Origin of the sequence: [Scytonema hofmanni] UTEX 2349 (assembly GCF_000582685.1) — a bacterium.
Taxonomy (GTDB): domain Bacteria; phylum Cyanobacteriota; class Cyanobacteriia; order Cyanobacteriales; family Nostocaceae; genus Hassallia; species Hassallia hofmanni.
Window position 1 is genome coordinate 1922331 of the sequence record NZ_KK073768.1, and the last position, 21933, is coordinate 1944263.

Below are 21933 nucleotides of genomic sequence, written 5' to 3' on the forward strand. Positions count from 1 at the left end.
GTGGTTGTCGAGCGTCAGGGTGAGCGCAATGGTCAGCCATCCTACGAGCGTCAATTCTATATATGTAGTCAATATCTCGAAGCTCAACAGTTACTTTGTGACATTCAAGGGCATTGGGGCATCGAAAATCGACTGCATTGGGTTCGAGATGTGACATTCCAAGAAGACTTTCCACCACGTCGTGGTGGCAATGCTCCTGTCAATTGGTCTATTTTACACAACTTTTCATTACGATCGCCCGCAAACTCGGTTTCCGAACTATTCCTCAAGCACAACGCGCCCTCTCTAATCAACTACACAAAGTTTTTTCTTTCTTTGTATGAAACCACCCTGCTTCCCTATTCCGGGAAGGGGAGTAAGACTCAAAGTCTCTCTCCTTGTTGGAGAGAAGTCTGACTGTACATCAATTAACGGAGAACCGCTATAATATGGGGTTGAGATTTTTTGAAGAATTGCACTCTTTTGAATACAACGAAACGCTTCTGACATAAGTATTTTTGCGTAACCACTTACAATGCGATCGCATCCCCTGCATTTTAAAATGCGATCGGTTGTGACATTTCCTGTCAGATTGCCAATGCAGAGCCTTGTTATGTTAATGCAGAGCCTTGTTATGTTAATGCAGAGCCTTGTTATGCCAATGCAGAGCCTTGTTATGCCAATGCAGAGCCTTGTTATGCCAATGCAGAGCCTTGTTATGCCAATGCAGAGCCTTGTTATGTTAATGCAGAGCCTTGTTATGCCAATGCAGAGCCTTGTTATGTTAATGCAGAGCCTTGTACTGACTTAACTGCTATTGCATCTTCGCTTTCAAACTGAGAATATATAAGGTAAACTAAAACTGCTCAGTAACGCCAGTTGTGTGGTAATTCAAAAATAGTTCGAGATATTTCAATACCAATGCAAGACAAATCCCTGCTTCCAAATTTAGAACATCTATCTCCAGAATCGAAAGTAAAGTTTGTGCATTTCCCCGAAGAAACAATCTATTTTTGTTTCGATCATGAAATTCCCTACGGTTGCTTTTGTAACTTCTCTGAACATGATTTTATATTGGATAACTTTTATTGGAAAACCAGCGAACACTATTTTCAAGCACAGAAGTTTGTCGGCACACCTTATTTTGAAAAAGTGCAGCAGGTGAAAACCCCTTTAGAAGCAGCCAATATCGGAGGCGATCGCTCCCTTCCCCTCCGCTTAGACTGGAGGCAAGTCAAAGATGAGTTCATGAAGAAAGCAGTGTTAGCTAAATTCCAAAACCATGCAGATATTCGAGATATTCTGCTCTCAACTGCTCATCAACTACTAGTAGAAACTACCCTGCATGACTATTATTGGGGTTGCGGAGAAGATGGTAGTGGTAAAAATAGACTAGGGCAAATTTTGATGGAAGTGCGAACTATACTTCGTCATTCTAGTTAACTTTAACTCTCAACGAAAACCTTTAAAAAGCTTCCAAAAGCAGTTTATTCCTGCACCACCGATGAATCAATTACATTTCTATGATTCAAATTGAAATAGTAACAATAGGTAATGAAGTTTTAGTTGGAGATGTTCTTGATACGAACACTAACTGGATATCTAAGAGAATTACAGGTATGGGTGGGTTGGTGAAACGTGTAGTGTTGGTTCGAGACAACTTGAACGCTATCAGCAAAGAAATTCAATCAGCAATAGAGCAAAAGATAGACTTGATTATTACAATAGGGGGTATGGGACCTACAGTAGATGATATGACTCTTGAAGCCGTTGCTCAAGCGACAAATCGGTCTTTAGAGCTTAACGTAAAAGCTATATCTTTTGTAAAGAAAAGATACGAATACTTTGCAAGTCAAGGATATGTTGATAGCTCTGAAATCACATTGGCTAGAAAAAAGATGGGTATTCTACCTAGAGATGCCACTCCTGTTGAAAATCCTGTTGGAGCAGCACCAGCAGTGATTTTGAAAGTACAAAACTCCACGATAATTTGTCTACCAGGTGTGCCTACAGAATTAAAGAAAATTTTTGAAGAGCCTTTGCAACCAATCCTCAAAACTATATTTGGCAACAGTGTATTTATTGAAAGAGTTGTAATTGTTAATTGTAATGACGAATCAATTTTAGCTCCTATTGTCAAGAAAATTTTTGAAAAAAATCAAGATAAAATTTACATAAAATCAAGACCAAAGAATTTTGGTTCAGATGTTAAGTTAAGAGTTATTTTTTCTGGTATTGGTAATTGTCAAGAAGAATTAGAAAATAATTTAAACACAACACTACAAGAATTTGAAGAAGAATTGATGTTGGCAGGTATATCAATAGATTCTACCTCTAACTAACCTTTCTTTTAATGGGTGTAGTCAAAATGTTAACTCAGCCACCCCCCACACCCTACCCCCTTTGAATACACTTGTCACTTGAGATAAATATGTGTTAAAAAGGTTATTGACAACTTTACTAAGATTTCATATATAATTCGTCTTCCCCAAAACTCTGGGAACCGACTTATTACATTACTTGAGACGCGGCTGCTGAACCCAAGTCTCCCCAATCTCTTCACTATCAAGAGTCTTTTATAAGACTTACATTTGAGTATTCATGCAGCCCAAAAATCTCAATCGTCTCCTGCGTGCTTTAGCGCGGCAGGGTTTAGATGTAACTTACAACAACAAAACTTATTCGGTTCGGTTACGTGATAATTCGGATGTGCCAGTAGCAGAAGTACTACTGCCGCTAGGCTTTCCCGTAGAAGCGAAGGCACTGAAGCAGTTAGCGAATCTGGCAAGCGTTCGCCACCCCGCAGGCGGTTGCGTTTGCCGTGCCTGTGCTACACCTGACTTTCACCCAGGTGATGCCGGAATTGCCATTGGTTCAATAATAGAAACTGAAGGTCAAGTTATTCCTGCGGCTGTCGGTTCTGACATCAATTGTGGGATGCGTTTGCATGTCGTCGATTTGACAATCGATGAATTTTTAGCAAAGCGCGATCGCTTTGTGGAATTGATGAAGGGTGATTACTTCTTCGGCACCCGCGATGTCACCATGACAGCGAAAACATCTCGCGCCATGTTTCAATACGGGGTTCCCGGTTGGTTAGATGCGATGTTGGATTCACCTACAGGCAGTTTTGTCAAATCTAATTTGCCGCAAATCGTCCAAGAAAGCGATCGCATTTTCTTAGATGGTTCAATGGATGGAAATTGGAAACTTGCACCCGAAGAACTTGTACCCGATGATGGACTGGTGCGCGATGGCGGATTGGCTACAATTGGTGGGGGGAATCACTTTGTAGAAGTGCAGCGAGTTGATCAAGTTGAAAATCGTGCGATCGCCCACACTTGGGGAGTGCGAGAAGGACAACTTGCATTTATGATTCACTCAGGTTCTCGCAATGTAGGTAAATACATCGGCGGAATGTGGCGAGATAAAACTAAAGCCGCTTGGCAAAAAGGTTTGAAGTATCCTGACTCGCACATTTTTCCTCTTTCTGTGCATTCCCACCCCAAATTAGTTGCTAGTTATCTGCAAGCTGAGGCAACAGCTGCCAACTATGGCTTTATTAATCGCTTGATGTTAGCAGAACTATTACGTCTGCGTTTGCGAGAAGTTTACTCATATGTGGAAGCACCCTTAGTTTATGACTTACCTCATAACATCACTTTGTCTGAGAAATCGGGTTCTTGGATAACTCGCAAAGGTGCTTGTCCCGCTTATGCCGGACAACCTGTAATTATCCCCGGCTCAATGGGTGATTATTCTTACCTAATGGTGGGTAGAGGAAATCCAGCCTTTTGCAATTCCGCTTCACATGGGGCAGGAAGAGTGCGTAGCCGCTTTGACCTGACTCGTCAAGGTGCATCGCAAAGTGAGTCAGAACTCAGATTAACGGGGGTAGACTGCATCACACTGCGCCAAGAACGCAGAATTGAGGAAGCACCTGCGGCTTATAAGTCGATTCAGTCAGTGATTGATGTGCAGGTAGAGGCGGAAATGGTCGATATTGTAGCGCGTTTGAGTCCGGTTTTGACTTTTAAAGCTTAACCCTGATTTCTCACAAGCAATAAAAAATGAAAAAGCAGGGGAGCAGGGAGCTCTTAGCAGGGGAGAAAAACCACGCCACAAGGGGTGGGGCTTCAACCCTCAATTTGATCAGGAGCAAGGGGGCTTTTGCCTACAATTCGGCTTGGTTTGTACCTTAATATTCCCAATCGAGATGCGTAGCACTCCTAAATAATGCGTCCTTATTTCAAGCCCCTAAATTTATGGGGTTCTCCCCCTGCCCCCCGCTAGAAAGCCCCTTTTCCTCTTGCTGACCTGTACTAGCAACTTGCGTTATATTAACTGTCCTTGAGTTTTCCTAGGGATTAATAATATGCTGAAAAAGTAACATTCAAACAAACTCACAACCAACTAGCATCTACAAGGAAAAAATTATGTCTGACATCAAAAAACTTGGTCAATCTTGGATATTTAATTGGTTCTTTGGTTTTGAAGAGATCCCTACAGATGAGGATTGTTGCATTTATATGAAATCAGTTTTATGTTGCGCTAAAGGAGATGGAATTATTTCACAGGAAGAAAAAGATTGGGCTATTGGATTCTGTGCATCTTGGGGAGTAGCAGACTGGGTGATTGAAGAGTTAAAAACATATGAGGGGGATGAAGATTTAGAAGAAGTCATTGCTCGCTCTCCTCAAGTTTCCATAGCACAGAGAGATTTACTTCTCACTGCAATTAGAGCTTGTGCTGCTGATGGAGAATTTCATGAACAGGAAAAGGCAAAAATTCGGCAAATGGCTTCTATTATAGGGGTTCCAGAAGAAACAGTAGAGCAGTTAGAGCAACTACAAAAAGAAGAATCAGCATTACGGCAGAAACGCATTAACCTCTTATATCCTGAAAAAAGCCCCTATTAACGATTTTCCACTTAATGGGCAAGTGAGGTAGGACTGGGAGCGATTTGCGGAGAAGAAGTAAGAGTTTGAGAGAGTTCTTGCGTAAGTCCTGTTATATTTGTTTTCGCCTACCTACATAGCACCATTGTTCGCAACAATGGTGCTAGCATATTTCTTCACCAGCTAGACCTGAACATGAAATTAGTTTGTTCCCAAAGCGACCTCAGTACCAATCTCTCAATTGTGAGTCGTGCAGTTCCATCACGTCCAACTCATCCGGTACTTGCTAACATCTTACTGCAAGCGGATGCTCAAACTAACTTAGTAAGTTTAACAGCCTTCGATCTCAGCTTGGGTATCCGCACAACCTTTAACGCTGAAGTTATTCAATCCGGAGCGATCGCACTTCCTGCTAGACTACTTGTTGATATTACCTCTCGTCTTCCCGAAGGTGAAATCACCCTAGAAGATGAATCTGCAAGTAGCGCCGAAGCCCCAGGCGGTGAAGGTATAATTGTTACACTCACACCCAAAAGTGGACGTTATCAGCTTCGAGCAATGGGAGCCGAAGAGTATCCCGAACTACCTATAATCGAAAATATCGAAGCAATTCATCTGACCACCGCTGCATTAATTGAAGGATTGCGCGGTTGTTTATTTGCCACCAGTAGCGATGAAACCAAACAAGTGCTCACCGGCGTACATTTAACACTTAAACAAGACGCGCTGGAATTTGCAGCTACAGATGGACATCGTTTAGCAGTTGTAGAAACACTCAACGAAAGTCCTGTTGCTAGCAGTGAAAATCAACTAGAGGTGACAGTACCAAACAGAGCCATGCGCGAACTAGAGCGGATGTTGGCTCATAGTTCCTCCGAAGAAGAAACTGTAGCCTTATACTTCGATCAAGGTCAAATAGTCTTTCAATGGCAAAATCAACGTTTAACAAGCCGAATTTTAGAAGGACAATATCCCGCTTATCGGTTACTTATTCCCCGTCAATTTGAGCGACAATTAACGCTCGATCGCAAACAATTAGTTAGCACCTTAGAGCGAATTGCTGTTTTAGCAGATCAAAAAAATAATATCGTCAAAATCAGCATGGACGGTGATGCCGGGGAAATTACTTTATCAGTAGAATCTCAAGATGTGGGTAGCGCTATTGAGTCGATGCCGGCACAAATATCAGGAGAAGATATAGATATTGCCTTTAACGTCAAATATTTAATGGAAGGCTTAAAAGCATTGCCATCTCAAGAAATTCAAATGCAGCTAAATGGAAATCTCACTCCAGTGATTTTTACACCTCTAAGCGGTTTAAAGATGACTTATTTAGCAATGCCGGTGCAATTAAGAAGTTAAAAGTGCCGAATAGATATAGACGTGAAAACAATGTAGAGACGTAGCACTGCTACGTCTAATCAAGGGTTCTGGATAATGCATATTTAAATTCGGTCGATGTCTATTTATTGGAAGACTCTAATCGGGATTTGAATCCAAAATTCCGTACCTGACTTTGGTTGCGAATTACATTGGAAGACACCACCGTGCTTGTTTACCACAATTTGGTAACTAATTGATAGACCTAAGCCAGTACCTTTTCCCACTGGCTTGGTGGTAAAAAACGGGTCAAATATTCGCGTTTTGATGTCTTCGGGTATTCCGGAACCATTATCAGCGATGCGAATCACCACTTGATCGTTGTTTATAACTTCGGTAATAATCCGAATTTGGGGGCGATCGCTTATCTCTCCAGGGTTTTTTTCCAATGTTTCTTCTAAAGCATCAATCGCATTGCTCAAAACATTCATAAACACCTGATTTAATTGTCCGGCATAGCATTCCACTAAGGGTAGGTTGTTGTACTCTTTAACTACCTCAATACCGCGACTGTTTGGCACTGGTTTCAAACGATGCTGTAAAATGAGTAAGGTGCTATCAATACCTTCGTGAATATCAACTTTCTTCATTTGGGCTTCGTCAAGCCTGGAGAAATTCCTTAAAGACAGGACAATCTGACGGATGCGATCGCTTCCTACTTTCAACGACGACAGTATTTTGGGCAAATCTTCGGCAATAAATTCTAAGTCTATACCTTTTGCTAGATCGCAAATCTCACGGCTAGGGTTCGGATACTGCTGTTGATAAAGAGCTAACATACTAAGTAAACCTTTAGCGTATTCAAAGACAGGGCTGAGGTTGGCATAAATGAAGTTTATCGGGTTGTTAATTTCGTGTGCCACACCAGCCACCAATTGTCCTAAACTGGACATTTTCTCGGTTTGGATTAATTGGGCTTGAGTTTGTTGTAATTCTTCTAGCGCTTGAGCGAGTTGTTCTGCTTGATGCTTGGTTTGGGCAAGCAATTCAGCTTGCTGGAGTGCTACCCCTATTTGGGCAGCAATCTGACTGAAGAAATTAACTTCAAAGTCTTGCCAAATTCGAGATCCAGAGTGTTGATAAGTTGCTAGCAAACCCCAAAGTTTATGTCCGACAAAGATCGGAGCAAGCACAAAAGCGTGAATCTGAAACTGCTCTAGATTATCGATATGACACTGAGTAAACCCCATCTTGTAGATGTCATTTACTGCAAATGTTTCATTGTTGCGGTAGCGTCCTGCCTCTGTGTCTTGTAAGTAAGTATCGTTCCAAACAGTATTAATACCTAGTTTATACTCATCATTCAACCAGTTGGAACTAGCAGCTTCAAAATCACCGACAAATTCACCACCCCAATCACAATCAAAGCGATAAACAGAAACGCGATCGGCTTTTAATAGTTGACAAACCTCTTTAGTCGTTGTTTGAAAAATAGTATCGGTGTCAAGAGACTCACGAATTTTGGCAATGACTCCAAACACAGCTTGTTGCTGTTGACTTGTCCGTCGCAGTTCAACGGTGCGCTTTTTAACTTGATTTTCTAAGTCAGTATTAAAGGCTTGTACTTGTTGGTATAGTTCATACTGCTGACATGATGACGCAAAATGTTTACCGATTTCTTCAGCTAATTGAATCTCTTCAAACGTCCATTTTCGAGCCTGTGCCTTTTTAAATTCACGCCAAACATCAAATGATACACGGGGGTAGAGTTGCCGCTTGTCGCCATCACATTGACCAGCCCAGAGAGTTTCTGTGTCTATTTCATCTCGGAAAATACTTAAATAGCCGAGTAATTGCTGACGATAACAAAGCGGAATCATCAAGATGCTGCGAATTTGGGTTGATTGAAAAGTAGCTTGTAAACTTCGTAAATTTTGAGTTTCATATATATCTGAAATAGCCCAAACATCATAGTTACGAGACTTGTAGTGTTCCTGCCAGACGCGATACTGCTCCATCAATGGATATATTGTTTGTTCTGGTATTGCAGGTTGCTTTCCACTAACATAAACTTTGACAGCATCGCTTCCAGGTATCAAACATTCCGGGAAACTTCTGAAGCTGGGATTTTGATAATTAAAAGCTTCATTTCTAATACAAAGTCTGCCACCAGAACCGCCAAAAGCAACAATGGCTGCTTCTAAAGCTGGCTGTAATACAATTGTCGGCAGTGAATGCAATAAAGTCGCAATGCGGCTAACGATCGCTTCTCGTTCAGCTTTTTCACGAGCTTGAGTCAAAAGAGTACTGTGAGCGATCGCAACAGAAAGCTGATCTACCACAATCTGTAACACTTGGAGTTCATCTTGCCCAACAGAACGCGGTTGTGAGTGGTGAGATACCAATAGTCCCCAGAGTTTTTCGTCTATCAGAATCGGCACTCCCAGAGATGACTGTACACCCATTGCGGTCAAATATTCAACATGACAGGAGTCTACAGGACGATAACGAAAATCTTCAGATATAATTTCTTTAGTTTGGGGGTCACACACAGGACTTTGACCAATTTTGCCCTCGTGCACATTTACAAGCGATCGCACTCGTGATTTAATAAATAGTTCCCGCGCATGAGGTGGAATGTCCGAAGCGGGAAAATTAAGCCCTAACAAAGATGGTAACGAGCGATCGTTTATAGATTCAGCAATGACCTGACCGCTACTATCGACATTAAATTTATAAATCATCACTCGATCTGTGCCGAGAAACGAACGCACCTCCCCCACTGTCGCTATGAGAATATCTTGCAGTTCTAGCGTCATACGGATACGGTTTGTTATGCCACGCAGCAAATTTTCTTGATTTCGACTTACCCGCAAGTCTTCTTCTCTGGTAGAGGTCATTGCTTTTAAGAAAATTATTAAAATAATAATTTTATTATTTTCTAATAATTATCTTCTTTTATAACTGATTTAGTCCTCAGCAAAATCACTGATTATATTTATATAAATCTGCTAAATTGCTAATATAAAAATACTACTATTCACGCTAACAATATTAAATATCATGATATTATAGCTCTTTAATTAATAGTAACAAAAATATCCTTACCGTTGTAGAGACGTAAGGCGCGGAAGTCTTTATATTGTAAGTAATTTATCAGACATGATATTATCGCCGAGAGTACAGCACCATCCCAGATTTTTGGTGCGTTACGAAAGCCGTAACACACCCTACACCCTTAGAGACGTAAGGCGCGGAACGTCTCTACCTAACTAATTTTTGCAGCTTCAGCAAAGCGAATTTTTAGATAATCATCTTCCATCTTTGCACCAGATGGTTGCAATGCTGCCAAAGCTTGCGGTAATACTAAATTACGGCGATGATTGCCAATTGTGATGTTTAATTCGTCTCCACTTTTACTAAGTTGAACTTGGTTTTTGGGAATCCCAGGTAAATAAAGTTCCAAACTGTATTGGTTATTATCTTGCACTATTCTAATTGTCGTTTCTTTGTAATAAACTTGAGTTGGATCTTCATCTTTGTAGAGCGTTTCCTTCAATCTTTCTAACGCTGCTAAACCGCAAAGTTCTTCAGAAAAAAGCGGTGCTTCTTTCACAGGCAGAGGAAGGAAATTATCATGAATTTCTTGGCGATATTGCTGCTGATTTTCTTTCCAACGTTGGAAAAATGGATCTTGTACTTCGTCGGGAATGATACGATTAGCTATAATTAAATCCGTTGCCACATTATACAAACTCAAATAAGCATGAGCGCGAAGAGACTCTTTAATTACCATCTTTTCTGGGTTGGTAATCAGCCGGACTGAAGTTTGAGTATTATCAGTTAATACTTTTTCTAAAGCTTCAATTTGCTCATAAAATTCATAAGGTGCATCCATCACCTCTTTATCTGGCAAAGAAAAACCTGCGATCGGTCTAAAAAAAGGTTCAACTAAAGGTCTAAGTGCGACAGAAATGTTTTGAAACGGTTTGTAAAATCGGCGCATATACCAGCCACTGATTTCTGGTAAACTCAACAGACGCAATGCTGTACCAGTGGGGGCTGAGTCAATAATCAAAACATCATACTCACCTTCATCATAGTGGCGTTTCATTCTTACCAAGCCAAAAATCTCATCCATGCCTGGTAAAATTGCCAATTCTTGGGCTTGTATCCCATCCAAACCCCGCGCTTGCAAAACTTGGGTTATGTAGCGTTTGACGGCGCCCCAGTTTGATTCTAGTTCTAATAGCGCATCGAGTTCCGCACCCCACAAATTTGGACGAATTTGTCGTGCTGCATGTCCTAGCTCTAAATCAAAACTGTCTGCTAAGGAATGTGCGGGATCTGTACTTAAAACAAGTGTGCGATAGCCTAGTTCTGCACAACGCAGTCCAGTAGCTGCGGCAACGGAGGTTTTACCTACACCACCTTTGCCTGTCATCAAAATTACGCGCATGGATGATCTGTCCTAGATGAGGATTTTTTACATTTATTTACATTATCGACTTTTTAAAGGAAATAAATGCTGCTTTAGCACGTCTAAACGGGAACAATTCCAATAATCGATGTGAGAAACAATCAGACTATCAGAGTTGATGCGTAACTCACTCCAGCCAGGGATAGAGATGTGTGGTTTCCACGGTAGAGGTGTATTCCAGTTGAGTGTCCACTTAGTTTTAATTGTGTCTCCTTCTTTTTGAATATCGTGTAAATCCATTTTCGGATTTAAAAAGAAAGTCTTGATGAATTTAATCATCAGTTTGTATCGCTTAACCCCACGAAATTTGTTAAGCGGATCTTGAAAATAAACATCTTCAGCGTAGATGCTGTAAGTTTGATTTACGGGAAATCTTTGATAGTCTTCTTTGAGAATTTGAATAATATCCATAATTGTTGGTGGATAGTGGTTAGTTGTTAGTTGTTGGTGGTTGTTTGTTTTTGTTTATTTGTTGAGTGTTATTTATTCTACTAAGTAGGTAGGCACAAATAAACCTACCTATGTAACGAAATGTAAAAGCCTCGAAACCCTTGTGATTGCTTCTCCTGTCGGAGACGCTTCTCTGCGAGAGGCTTTGCCAACGCGAACACTTCACTTCGTTACGTTCGCTTCGGACGTAGTTAGGTTTTATCGTACTTATCTACTTATAGCAATCCTAAATCAGTTGTGAAAATCGAGAGGCTCAGATCCCCGGCTTTTTTGAGAAGTCGGGGATCTTGTTGTTCACGCTCTAATTTAGGACTGCTATATCAACTATCAACCATCCACTATCAACTATCAACCATCCACTATCAACTATCAACTATCAACTATAAACCATCAACTATCAACTATCAACCATCAACTATCAACTATCAACCATCAACTATCAACCATCAACTATCAACTATCAACCATCAACTATCAACCATCCACTATCAACTATCAACTTTCGTTCCAAAGACGCTCTAACTGACGTTGCCAAGCTGCGATAACTTCTGCTTGTGCTTCTGGGGTTTGTTCTATTTCACCTAACAATCCTTCAGCGTAAAAGCGTTCTAAAGTTTGCATAGTAGCTTGTAGAGATTGTCCTTGCTGTTTTGCTGCTAGGATAATTTGCCGAATGCGATTTTCAATTAGCCCATTGAAGACATCATTTAAACCAGCTTCATATAAAGATATTAGTCGGGCGATCGCACTCTTTAAATCCGCACTCACCAAGGTGCTACCATTATGATGAAATACTCCCCAGACTACACCTTCATACACGGCATAGCGTACTTCTTGAGTCTCATCAAAATTCGCTTCTAACAACTGTTCTAATAAAGGTTGAGCTTCTTGTATTGGCACAATTGGCAGCAACACTCGCACCCATGTATTATCTTCGCTAACTAGTACTAATAGCCGAAAACCAGAAGTTTCTACTTGCCAAGATCCCTGTGCGATCGCTACAACAGCTGCTTCACCAAATAACTCTGCCAGCGTTAGCGCTATTTCATCAAATTTCATAGTTTTTTCTCATCTTTAGCCTCTAGAGTAGCGTTTTGCGGTTACATAGGCGATCGCTAAAGGCTAAAAAACTATCAAAATCTATCCATCAGTCTGCTGTACTGCTTGCTGAACTACTTCTAAAGGTAAATCTAACAATTGAGCGATCGCATCCAAACTCAATCCAAACTCTACCATTCGTGGTATTGTTTCTAACTTGCTTTGCTGCTTACCTTGTTCTAAACCTTCTTCTAAGGCTTCCTGATAAACTTTAGTTTGTTTTAACTCACTTAATCCTAACATTGCTTCAATCTCCTCGCGGCTTTTTTGTGGTAATTTATAAACAATGATTGTCTCAATTAAGTTGATGAGGTCACGTTTACTAACTTCATCAGTTAACTGTTGTTTTGCTTGGTCGATTAAACGTCTTGCTAATTGTGGTGCGGTTTCTTCAGCCTCAATAACAAGTTTAACAACACCAACCCCAAGGGAGGTTTCTGCAAGTTCTCCTAACTCATCTAAGTAAATGCGTTTTACTCGATTTATAGCTAACATTTCCCTAAATTGTGAGGTTTGTTCCCTTTCTATACCACGAGTAGGATAAATAACCACAACTTGCCAAGGTGATACAGGTTTGTATAGCCGCAAATAGAGGAATAATTCAGCAAACAAGCGATAATATAGATCCTCATCGGCTTGAAACTGAACTTCAACCACATAGAAGGGTTTTTCTAGATCATTCGTGATTGGTAAGAATAAACCGTCAAGACGAAAGGCAAGTTGTTTGACTTCGCAAGAGGTGAATTCATAGCCAACTGCTTCGGCTGGGGATTTATTAATTAGTTCAAAGAAAATGCTAGGAAATGTCTGAAATAAGCTATAGAAAATGCTGTCTGTTTTCACTGTTATTTCGCGTACCGAAAGCTGCTGATTATAGCTTACAGAGTTGATGGTATCGAAAGCGAGAGTTTTGCGGACACGCAGGCGATCGCTTCATTTACTCCACTCACCTTTTTGACAAGAAAGGCAGAAGTTCGAGGGCAGAAGGCACTTATGTTAGGAGTATCAATTAAAACTTACTTTGTGGGTTTAAAGCCCAGTTGAAACAAATAATTATACTCAAGATGGCTTGCACGGACGGTATAAAACGTCCTTGTTTCAATCCCACTATGAGTAAGGGTGGGTTGCCTTCTGCCTTCTGCCTCCAGCATAAGTGCCTTCTGAACTTTTTGACACACAAAGTTTTATCGAGTTTCTAAGTCGTCAGGTAACTCTAGATTATGCCACAATAGCGAAGCAGAAGCGATCGCATACATGGAAGGAGTTTTCATTGTGGAGTCCCGATATAACCCAGCCGAAATTGAGGCAAAATGGCAAAAAACATGGATTTCATTCGGCTTAGACAAAACAGCTACAAACAGCGACAAGCCAAAATTCTACGCCTTATCCATGTTTCCCTATCCATCGGGCAGCCTGCACATGGGTCACGTCCGTAATTATACGATTACTGATGTAATTGCCCGCCTCAAACGAATGCAAGGTTATCGGGTACTGCATCCGATGGGATGGGATGCATTCGGCTTGCCAGCAGAAAACGCCGCCATTGATCGAGGTGTTCCACCGGCAAAGTGGACGTATCAAAATATCACTCAAATGCGGCAGCAATTGCAGCGTTTGGGTTTGTCAATCGACTGGGAACGCGAAGTAGCTACATGTTCCCCTGATTATTATAAGTGGACGCAGTGGATTTTCTTGCAATTTCTCTCTTCGGGGTTAGCTTACCAAAAAGAAGCTGCTGTTAACTGGGACCCCATAGACCAAACTGTACTGGCAAACGAGCAAGTCGATAGCGAAGGACGTTCTTGGCGTAGCGGTGCCATAGTCGAGCGCAAGTTGCTGCGGCAATGGTTTTTGAAGATTACCGACTACGCCGAAGAATTGTTAAATGATTTAGATAAATTACCAGGTTGGCCCGATCGCGTCAAGTTGATGCAGGCAAACTGGATTGGTAAATCCACTGGTGCGTACTTAGAATTTACCATCGTCGGGATGGATGAAAAAATCGGCGTATACACCACCCGTCCGGATACAGTTTATGGGGTTACTTACGTAGTTTTAGCACCAGAACATCCTTTAACCAAGCAGGTTACAACCCCAGAACAGCAAGCTGCGGTGGAAGCGTTTGTCAAAGAAGTTACCAACCAAAGCGAGTTAGAACGCACTGCTGAAGATAAACCGAAACGGGGTATCCCCACTGGTGGTAAGGCAATTAACCCATTTACTGGGGAAGAAATTCCGATTTGGATTGCTGATTATGTACTGTATGAATATGGTACTGGGGCAGTGATGGGTGTACCTGCACACGATGTCCGCGATTTCAAATTTGCTAAAGAACAGAATTTGCCCATCAAAGTGGTTATTACACCACAAGATGGCGAACAACAAACTTCACAAGCATACACAGAACCGGGAATTATGATTAATTCTGGTGACTTTGATGGTATGGCTTCTGGTGAAGGCAAGAGTGCGATCGTAAAATACTCCGAAAAACAAGGTTTTGGGAAAGCGCGGGTACAATATCGCTTGCGGGATTGGTTGATTTCCCGACAGCGTTACTGGGGGGCGCCAATACCAGTAATTCACTGTCCTAATTGTGGGACGGTGCCAGTACCAGATGAAGATTTACCAGTGCAGTTGCCGGAAGATGTACAATTTAGTGGGCGCGGTGGTTCACCTTTAGCACAGTTAGAATCTTTTGTCAATGTGCCTTGTCCGAGTTGTGGCACTCCCGCAAAGCGAGAAACTGACACGATGGATACTTTTATTGATTCCTCGTGGTATTTCTTGCGGTATACTGATGCGAAGAATGAACAGCAGGTTTTCGATTCAGCGAAAACGAATGATTGGATGCCTGTAGATCAGTATGTGGGTGGTATTGAACACGCGATTTTGCACTTGTTATATTCGCGGTTCTTTACTAAGGTGTTGCGCGATCGCGGTTTGTTGAATTTCGATGAACCTTTCCAACGTCTGTTGACTCAAGGTATGGTGCAGGGTTTAACTTACAAAAATCCCATCACTGGGAAGTATATCCCATCGGCACAAGTTGACCCCGCAAATCCGAGAGATCCAGAAACCGGGGAAACGTTACAAATCTTCTATGAAAAGATGTCTAAATCGAAATATAATGGCATCGATCCTGAGGAAGCTTTGGCGAAGTATGGTGCGGATACTGCACGCATGTTTGTCTTGTTTAAAGCACCCCCAGAAAAAGATTTGGAATGGGAAGATGCTGATGTTGAAGGTCAATTTCGGTTTTTGAATCGAGTTTGGCGTTTAGTGACATCTGTTGATAATATGGACGCGATAAATCGCGTCACTACGAAGGAATTAAATAAGGCTGAGAAGGAATTGCGACGGGCAATTCATACTGCTATCAAGGAAGTGACGGAAGATTTGCAGGGGGATTATCAATTTAATACTGCTATTTCTGAATTGATGAAGTTGAGTAATGCCCTTGCTGATGCTAGCTGCAAAGATTCACCAATTTATGTTGAAGGTATTCAAACTTTGGTGATGTTGCTGGCACCTTTCGCACCACATATTACTGAAGAATTGTGGCATTTGTTGGGCAATAGTGATTCAGTTCACACTCAACCTTGGCTAAAATTTGACCCTGCTGCTTTGATTGCTGATGAAATTACTTTGGTGATTCAAATTATGGGCAAAACTCGCGGGTCAATTCAAGTGCCTCAGCAAGCTGATAAAGTAGCTTTGGAAAAGTATGCTCGTGAATCGGAAATTGCCCAGCGTTACATTGAGGGTAAGGAAATTAAAAAGGTGATTGTGGTGCCTGGGAAGTTGGTAAACTTCGTCATCGGTTGACACTCCTCGACCTTAGGGTACGAGGATTCTTGGCTCAACGAAACCACTTAAAATAGGTACCTTGCAGTGCCTAGTCCAGAGGTGGGATTCTCCACGCCAGGTGCTTCAAGTCGGCGGAGCCGCCCAACGCACTGGCTCCCAAGCGTTAATTAGGGTATGCCCTACCCTATTCGCATTCGGAGCGAGTCCTTTTTGAAATTGAAACAAACAGGTGTCTCAAATACTGTACGTCTAGCTCCTCTGAATCTTTTACCTACTGCGAGGTGGAGTCTAGAAAAATGCAGTAGAACCGCATAGATGAGCCACTGCGTTGCGGGGGTTCCCCCCGTTGTAGCAAGTGGCGTTCAATTTTCAAGGTTCAGCGCTGTCTTTCGACTGCTAGGTTTTTTAAGTGGTTGATTACCTTTCCACTACGATTAGTATACCAAAAACCAGTACTTTAAGGACGGGGCTTTAAACCCAAATTTTCGGTAAATTTCAAGATTTAGAAGCTGGGTTTCTATCATTTTATACAAACACGAACAAGCGCTTGAGAGTTTTGCTCACTCAAGCGCTTTCCCGTATAACTGTATACCAACCCACTCGTTTGATGCAACATTTAGAACTAGCAATACCTCTTAATTGAAGAGGATCGCAAAGATAACATGTAGCAAACATATTATGAAGTGGTATCACTCCTTGCACTATTAAGAATATCTCTTTTGCCCTCAAGACGGGATTCTGGTGAGTGACAGTTTGTTAACTGACACTTGTTTATCTCAGATGGCTTATCATTTATGGTGATAAACAAGACTAAGCTGAAGTGTTGATGAGTGCGATTTGAAGTATAAAAAATACTAAGTATATTTTTTGAGGTTGGCGATCGCACATCAACAATCATCAACAACGTGCAGAACGCGGTAGCATGAATTTCTCATTTTCTGCCGCAAAGTTGCCGCGAACCATCAGCAGAGAATCTCCATCAAGGACGTGAGATAATGCTTGCACGTTAGCTTTTAGGCGATCTGGGCTGAAGTAGATCGCAACTTCCTGAATGGGTATGTTAATTCTTTCGAGAATCTCAGCTAAAGTACAGATTCTCGTCCCAACCACATCGAAAAGCTGAAGTTGTGTATCTTTTATTTCCATGCAAATGATAACATCCAAGTCTGGGGCATAGTATAGAGGGTTTCTTCCTTCATTGACGCAGAATACAGCCTTCTCATTTACTATGCCTAGGATATTGGAGACAGGTTCGCGTGTTTCCAACAGTCGGTGTAGCAATTTCACGTCATTAGGATCAGAAGTGTCAATTAATCGCAAGCCTTGACTACCTACTGAGTCACATTTGGCGATAAAAATGTGTTCTCCGACAACACGAAAGCCGAAAGGTTGATATAACTCTGGTTGTGCTGTCGTGAGAACAAGGGTATCGTAACGGCATTCGCAGTAATCAAGCACTTCTTCCATAATTTCCCGGTAATAACCGCGCCGGCGAAATTCTGGATGGGTACACACTGCGTGGATTCCCCCAGCTGTGATATTTTGTCCCATAAGTTGCATGGGAATTTCTAGCACTCCCACATGGCTAATTGCAACGTTATCATGCAAGCGGATGAAGGGAGTAGAGGCAGATTCCCACGATGCACCAAGCATTCTACCGACTTGCGCTGCGTCGCTAATTTTAATTTCTGGGAAGACAATTTCCAATAAGTTAAAAAGGCGATCGCTTAATTTATCTTCAGCAAATGACTTTTGAAAGCGATACTGATTCATAAGGGACTTACCAATGAATGTACTACATAAACTACGCATCAAATTTTCCATATTCCAGGTTGAAAAGCAATGAAAATTTTTGTTCCGGGACGCTTGTGTTTATTCGGTGAACACACTGATTGGGCTGGAGGATATCGCCGCATCAATCCGCAACTCAAAGCGGGCTACACGCTGCTTGTAGGCACGAATCAAGGACTTTATGCCGAAGTGAAGTCTCACCCAGATTGGCTAGTGCTACGCACATCTACCGAGAAAACGCTAATGCCGATGTCCAAGCTGGCTTTGCTGACTGAAGCGAAAAACGGCGGTTTTTTCAGTTATACTGCTGGCGTTGCCTACCAATTTATGACACACTTTCATGTGGGTGGATTAGAAATTGACAATTATTTTACAGATTTGCCGATTCAAAAAGGATTATCTTCAAGTGCGGCAATTTGCGTATTGGTGGCTAGGGCGTTTAATCGAGTGTATAACTTAAAAATGACGCAGCGGGGAGAGATGGAGTTTGCTTATCTGGGGGAAATTACGACACCTTCACGTTGTGGAAGGATGGATCAAGCTTGTGCTTATGGCGATCGCCCCATTTCCATGATATTTGATGGCAGTGATACTGATATCATCGAGCTTAATACTCCCCAGGATTTATTTTTTGTCATCGTAGACCTTGGTGCTGCTAAAAATACCCAAGAAATTCTTACCAACCTGAATGAGTGTTATCCCTTCGCCACAACCGAAGTACAAGTAAATGTGCAAAAATATCTCGGTGAAATTAGTTATCAAATTACCTCTTCAGCAATTGATGCTTTGCAAAAAGGTGATGCTGAACAAATTGGTTTTTTGATGAAAGAAGCACAAGCTGAATTTGACAAGCATCTTATACCCGCTTGTCCCCAACAGTTAACCGCTATTGTCTTGCACCAACTTCTTAATTATCAACCAATTCAACCTTATATTTATGGTGGTAAGGGTGTTGGTTCCCAAGGCGATGGTACCGCACAATTTATCGTCAAAGATAAGGAAAGTCAACAAAAAGTTATAGAAATAATTGAGGGTAACTTTCCGCAAATGCAATGTTTGCCACTGACTATTTATGCAAAAAAATAAAGTGAGAAAAGCTGTAATTCCAGCGGCTGGTTTTGGGACTCGTTTATTTCCGGCTACCAAAGTTGTGAAAAAAGAACTTTTTCCAATTATTGATCGAGATGGTAGGGCAAAACCTGTAATTTTAGCGATTATCGAAGAAGCGATTACTGCGGGAATTGAAGAAGTTGCGATTGTGGTGCAACCAGAGGATAAAAAAACTTTTAAAACTTTATTTAAAAGACCACCCAAAGCAGAACTTTTTGAAAAGCTCTCACCGCAAAATCAGGAATACAGCAAATATTTGGTAGATTTGGGTGATAGAATTACTATTTTAATCCAAGATAAACAAGAAGGCTATGGTCATGCAGTATATTCTGCAAAAGATTGGGTTAAAGATGAGCCGTTTCTGTTGATGTTAGGCGACCACATTTATAAATCAAATATTGGCAAATCGTGTGCGCGTCAAGTTTTAGAAGTTTACGAACAAGTCAACCATAATGTGGTAGGATTGACGACAATGCCAGCAGAGTTATTGCAGAAACTTGGCTGTGTTACGGGGGTTTGGGAAAAGGAAAATACGATACTTTCGGTTACACAAATATCTGAAAAACCCAGTATTGAGTATGCACGTCAGCATCTGCATGTGGAAGGGATGCCAGACGATCAGTTTTTATGTATATTTGGGTTGTATGCACTCACACCGACAATTTTTGATTGTTTAGCAGAAGATATTAAAAATAATGTGCGGTTAAAAGGAGAGTTTCAGTTAACAACTTGTTTGGATAAGTTGCGGCAAAAAGAGAAGATGTCAGGTTATGTTGTGAATGGGAAGTGTTTTGATACTGGGTTGCCAGATGCTTATTTGCAGACGATGATTGATTTTCGGAATTTATAGGTTTGATACCATATCCGTTTAATTAACAATAATAATAACATCGCAACCCTCGTAGAGACGTTCCGCCGGAACGTCTTTACATTGTAGGTAATTTCCCGACTCTGAGAACTACTGCACGACTGTCTACGTTTAAAACTTGTACTTTTTTAGGGAAGGTGGTCATGGGGACTTTCCAATGAGAATGACCGCATATTACTAGTAAGTCAGTTGCTGTTGCTAGTTCGGCACGTATAGATTCGTTCCCCATCAATTTGGCTTCTACATCATTGGGACCTTCATGAAGTATTAAAATATTTGGTAATTCTTTGACGATATTTTGGATGGCTTTTCTAAAGTCTTTTTCTAAACGACGAAAAGGCTTATTGCTTTTGCCAATAATGCCGGAAATGCCAGCGATGCGAATATCATCTACAGAAATAGTATTACCATCTAAGTAGTGTATGCCTCGCTCGTTTTGAAATTCCATTATGTTTTCTGGGGTTTTGCCGAAACTGTCGTGATTTCCTCCGACTCCAACTACCCAACGAAAACGACTGCTAAAAGCTTGCCAAACTTCACGTACATCTCCTACACCACCGCGCTTATCTATTTTGGCGTAAAAGTCGCCTGCTAAAATAATTCCTGTTGTTTTTGGTGATGGAATTTTTCCCTGTTCAGCTAAAATTTCTAGTTCTTCAGCGACAAGATGACCAAGAAGACGTTGATTATTTGGATCTCTACCTTGTAAATCGCTAGTAGCAATTATTGCTTCTAAACCAGGTGGTAGTGAGTCAACTTGTGCTGGTAAAACGGGCAGAACTTTATCAACCATCCCGGCACCACTGGACGCAGCGGTAATGAATGGTATTTGATGAATAGGATGGTTGGAAATATAGTTTATCTGCATTTTTTTGATTGATTAAGCTGTTAGCAGTCGAAAGAAAAAATGCTTGAATTCAAAATTAAAATTTATGTGACAGCAGACTCTAACATTTTTATAGTTCCAATATTGGCATCTATTTCAACTTCTATGCCTACTGGCAAGGTAAATTTATTCTTAATATGACCAATCATGGAACCGTACCAAGCAGGAATGCCTAAAGGAACTATATGATATTGCAATACTTGCATTAAAGTAAATGAAGGTTCATCTCCTAGATTACAATTAGTGCATTGCCCAAAGACAAAGCCAGCTATTTGGTTAAGAATTCCCGCGTTTTTTAATTGAGTTAGCATTCGATCTACACGATAAACATCTTCACCTACTTCTTCAACAAATAAAATACTTTTATGACATGAAGGTAGATAAGGCGACCCTACCATTGCGGATAATACTGATAAGTTCCCACCAACAAGTTTACCTCTAGCTTTTCCTGCTGTTATGACCTGCATTTTTCCTTCTTCAGTATCCAAATTTTTCATTGTCACAGCTTCACTGTTAAATAAGATGCGCTTGACGTATGAAAGCGCAAACTCGTTCCAGTTAGATGTAGCAACAGGACCGTGAAATGTCACAATTTTACTGCGGGCATTTATTGCTAACAACAGCGATGTAATATCACTGTAGCCCATCAAAATTTTTGGATTGGAACCGATGCGGATGTAGTCGAGTAGAGGTAAAATACGATTGCAACCCCAGCCACCGCGCATGGCAATAATCGCTTTGACAGATTTATCTGCAAACATGGCGTTGATATCAAAAGCGCGATCGCTATCTTTACCTGCTAAATACCCATAACGATCTAAAATATGCTTTCCTAACTTGACTTTTAACCCTAACTGTGATTCTATGGCAAGTTTTGCTTCCTCGACATCTTTAAGCTCAACGATACCCGCAGGACTAATTAATCCTACCGTATCACCCACTTGCAGGCGGGGTGGTTTAATGATGGTGTTAGGCGCGATCTTAACTTGGGCTATAAGCGGTTGTATTGGGGTAGCTAAGGCAGCTAGCCCAAAGGTTGTGATAAATTGGCGGCGATTTATGCTCATGATGGCAGCTATAGTAACATTTGCCACCAATATTCGCTTCATGCAAATTCATGCATTACGCGGAAGCATTTGGTAAAAAAGATGTAGAGACGTAGGAATGCTACGTCTCATCAAGGGTTTCGGGTAACGGATAATTAACTTTTACACCTATGTCTAATGCAAGCGAGTAAATTTTTTAT

At 41.2% G+C, this 21933-nt stretch carries 18 protein-coding genes; 10 read left to right on the top strand and 8 right to left on the bottom strand.

Annotated features, from left to right (window positions below; translation table 11 throughout):
* From TOL9009_RS39075 to dnaN, 6 genes are all read left to right on the top strand, one after another.
* Nucleotides 1–396 (top strand): ISAs1 family transposase (locus tag TOL9009_RS39075; protein ID WP_144238227.1); only part of this gene is annotated, 396 nt, incomplete at its 5' end.
* A 504-nt stretch (nucleotides 397–900) separates the two neighbouring features.
* Nucleotides 901–1422, top strand: coding sequence for an NADAR family protein (locus tag TOL9009_RS0113665; RefSeq protein WP_084763213.1), 522 nt, complete (start codon nucleotides 901–903; stop codon nucleotides 1420–1422).
* Nucleotides 1423–1502: 80 nt separating this feature from the next.
* Nucleotides 1503–2321 carry a molybdopterin-binding protein gene (locus TOL9009_RS39080; RefSeq protein ID WP_038296341.1) on the top strand — a complete coding sequence of 273 codons (819 nt, stop codon included), beginning with the start codon at nucleotides 1503–1505 and terminating at the stop codon, nucleotides 2319–2321.
* A 259-nt stretch (nucleotides 2322–2580) separates the two neighbouring features.
* Nucleotides 2581–4023 carry an RtcB family protein gene (locus TOL9009_RS0113675; RefSeq protein WP_029633307.1) on the top strand — a complete coding sequence of 481 codons (1443 nt, stop codon included), beginning with the start codon at nucleotides 2581–2583 and terminating at the stop codon, nucleotides 4021–4023.
* A 392-nt stretch (nucleotides 4024–4415) separates the two neighbouring features.
* The gene (locus TOL9009_RS0113685) at nucleotides 4416–4898 is read left to right on the top strand and encodes a TerB family tellurite resistance protein (protein ID WP_029633308.1); all 483 of its coding nucleotides are present in this window, start codon (nucleotides 4416–4418) and stop codon (nucleotides 4896–4898) included.
* Nucleotides 4899–5072: 174 nt separating this feature from the next.
* On the top strand, nucleotides 5073–6239 hold the full coding sequence (gene dnaN, locus TOL9009_RS0113690) for a DNA polymerase III subunit beta (protein WP_029633309.1): 1167 nt from the start codon (nucleotides 5073–5075) through the stop codon (nucleotides 6237–6239).
* Between the two features lie 104 nt (nucleotides 6240–6343).
* Here dnaN and TOL9009_RS0113695 read toward each other — a convergent pair whose 3' ends face one another.
* From TOL9009_RS0113695 to TOL9009_RS0113705, 3 genes are all read right to left on the bottom strand, one after another.
* Nucleotides 6344–9097, bottom strand: a complete 2754-nt coding sequence (locus TOL9009_RS0113695; RefSeq protein ID WP_029633310.1) for a GAF domain-containing protein — start codon at nucleotides 9095–9097, stop codon at nucleotides 6344–6346.
* Nucleotides 9098–9465: 368 nt separating this feature from the next.
* Nucleotides 9466–10656 (bottom strand): TRC40/GET3/ArsA family transport-energizing ATPase, encoded by a 1191-nt coding sequence (locus tag TOL9009_RS0113700; protein WP_029633311.1) that lies wholly within the window; start codon nucleotides 10654–10656, stop codon nucleotides 9466–9468.
* A gap of 42 nt (nucleotides 10657–10698) precedes the next feature.
* Entirely contained in the window at nucleotides 10699–11088 is a 390-nt protein-coding gene (locus TOL9009_RS0113705) for a DUF2358 domain-containing protein (RefSeq protein WP_029633312.1), read from the bottom strand.
* A 309-nt stretch (nucleotides 11089–11397) separates the two neighbouring features.
* Between TOL9009_RS0113705 and TOL9009_RS43450 the strand changes: the two genes are divergently transcribed.
* A complete protein-coding gene (locus tag TOL9009_RS43450; protein WP_186227550.1) occupies nucleotides 11398–11649 on the top strand; it encodes a hypothetical protein in 252 nt (83 codons plus the stop codon).
* Here the strand turns inward: TOL9009_RS43450 and TOL9009_RS0113710 are convergent.
* Nucleotides 11623–12186, bottom strand: a complete 564-nt coding sequence (locus TOL9009_RS0113710) for a hypothetical protein (protein WP_029633313.1) — start codon at nucleotides 12184–12186, stop codon at nucleotides 11623–11625. The two genes, TOL9009_RS43450 and TOL9009_RS0113710, sit on opposite strands and share 27 nt — an antisense overlap.
* An 81-nt stretch (nucleotides 12187–12267) precedes the next feature.
* Nucleotides 12268–13068, bottom strand: coding sequence for an Rpn family recombination-promoting nuclease/putative transposase (locus TOL9009_RS0113715; protein ID WP_029633314.1), 801 nt, complete (start codon nucleotides 13066–13068; stop codon nucleotides 12268–12270).
* 429 nt (nucleotides 13069–13497) lie between these two features.
* Between TOL9009_RS0113715 and leuS the strand changes: the two genes are divergently transcribed.
* Complete coding sequence (leuS, locus tag TOL9009_RS0113720; RefSeq protein WP_029633315.1) at nucleotides 13498–16050, top strand: leucine--tRNA ligase; 2553 nt, start codon at nucleotides 13498–13500, stop codon at nucleotides 16048–16050.
* A gap of 879 nt (nucleotides 16051–16929) precedes the next feature.
* Here the strand turns inward: leuS and TOL9009_RS0113725 are convergent.
* Nucleotides 16930–17805 carry a GNAT family N-acetyltransferase gene (locus tag TOL9009_RS0113725; protein WP_029633316.1) on the bottom strand — a complete coding sequence of 292 codons (876 nt, stop codon included), beginning with the start codon at nucleotides 17803–17805 and terminating at the stop codon, nucleotides 16930–16932.
* 69 nt (nucleotides 17806–17874) lie between these two features.
* On the opposite strand from TOL9009_RS0113725, the gene TOL9009_RS0113730 reads away from it, so the two are divergent.
* Nucleotides 17875–18909 carry a mevalonate kinase family protein gene (locus TOL9009_RS0113730; RefSeq protein WP_029633317.1) on the top strand — a complete coding sequence of 345 codons (1035 nt, stop codon included), beginning with the start codon at nucleotides 17875–17877 and terminating at the stop codon, nucleotides 18907–18909.
* Nucleotides 18896–19783: a UTP--glucose-1-phosphate uridylyltransferase gene (locus tag TOL9009_RS0113735; RefSeq protein WP_029633318.1), complete on the top strand. Its 888-nt coding sequence runs from the start codon at nucleotides 18896–18898 to the stop codon at nucleotides 19781–19783. Before TOL9009_RS0113730 ends, TOL9009_RS0113735 begins: the two co-directional genes overlap by 14 nt.
* Nucleotides 19784–19859: 76 nt before the next feature.
* Here the strand turns inward: TOL9009_RS0113735 and TOL9009_RS0113740 are convergent, their stop codons facing one another.
* Together TOL9009_RS0113740 and TOL9009_RS0113745 are read right to left on the bottom strand one after the other, a co-directional pair.
* Nucleotides 19860–20669, bottom strand: coding sequence for a metallophosphoesterase family protein (locus TOL9009_RS0113740; protein WP_029633319.1), 810 nt, complete (start codon nucleotides 20667–20669; stop codon nucleotides 19860–19862).
* A gap of 62 nt (nucleotides 20670–20731) precedes the next feature.
* On the bottom strand, nucleotides 20732–21754 hold the full coding sequence (locus tag TOL9009_RS0113745) for a S66 peptidase family protein (protein ID WP_029633320.1): 1023 nt from the start codon (nucleotides 21752–21754) through the stop codon (nucleotides 20732–20734).
* Nucleotides 21755–21933: the final 179 nt, after the last annotated feature.